The organism is Rhodococcus sp. T2V (assembly GCF_029269925.1).
Lineage (GTDB): Bacteria > Actinomycetota > Actinomycetes > Mycobacteriales > Mycobacteriaceae > Rhodococcus_F > Rhodococcus_F koreensis.
In genome coordinates this window covers 1-943 of the sequence record NZ_JARJBD010000321.1, presented here as the reverse complement: position 1 = coordinate 943, position 943 = coordinate 1, and the positions used below count along the sequence as shown (strand labels likewise).

Annotated in this window: 2 protein-coding genes; both read left to right on the top strand. The window is 66.5% G+C overall.

Features of this window, described 5'->3' with window-relative positions:
- The first annotated feature begins 32 nt into the window (after window positions 1-32).
- Window positions 33-548, top strand: a complete 516-nt coding sequence (locus P3H15_RS54140) for a hypothetical protein (protein ID WP_346348894.1) — start codon at window positions 33-35, stop codon at window positions 546-548.
- Window positions 549-596: 48 nt separating this feature from the next.
- On the top strand, window positions 597-943 hold a 347-nt coding region (locus P3H15_RS54135), incomplete at its 3' end, for an AMP-binding protein (protein WP_276144846.1).

The window sequence follows — 943 nt, the reverse complement described above, 5'->3', positions numbered from 1 at the left end:
CGCGGTGTCGCATACCTCGACGGCTCGATCCTGTGCTACCCCCAGCACGTCGGCACACCGGCCGGCCTGTTCCTCTTCTCGGGTCCTACCGAGGTGTGGCAGGCCCACGAGAGATTGCTCGCAGGACTCGGGACCTCCACCCACGGTCGGCGAGGACGCGCGGCGCCAGTCTCCTGGATGTCACCATGGCCGGCGGGTTCTACACAGCCTCGCTCGCAGCCTACGTCGAAGCAGCCTCGTACGCCCTGAGCCAGGGACTGACGGCCGCTGAGCTCACCGATGTCACCCAAGCCGTCCTCGATCTGATGGCCCTCACCACCAGAGACATTGCCCGTGCCATCGAGACCGGCCGGCACGACACCGATCAGGCCACCATCACAGTCTTCGCTGCCGGCGCCGAATTGTGCCGCGACGCGATGCAGGCGGCCGGCCATCGCGCCCGGATTCTCGAGACGGCCACCGAGTTGCTCGGCGCCGCAGAAGCGGCCGGGCTGGGCCACCTCGGGTTTTCCGCCCAGGCCTTCCCCGTCGCCCACTCCCGGGACTGATCGAGAACTCGACGGTGTCGCACACGTCGTCTTACCGAAGGAGCAATGATGTTCGTCCCACTGACCATTCGCGACTACCTCGATCGGGCCGTGCAGGTCTACGGAAACCGGGTCGGCGTCGTCGACGAGCCCGACCAGTCGGCGTCCTCACTGGGAGAGCTGACCTACGCCGAGTTCGGAGAACTTGCGCGTCGACAAGCTGCGCGACTGGACGAACTCGGCATCGGCGTCGGCGAACGCGTTGCCGTCGTCAGCCACAACAGCGCACGGTTGCTGGGGTCGTTCTACGGAGTGTGCGGGTCGGGGCGGGTACTCGTCCCGATCAATTTCCGCCTCCGCCCCGACGAGATCCAATACATTCTCGACCACTCGGGAGCGCGCGTGCTCTATCTCGA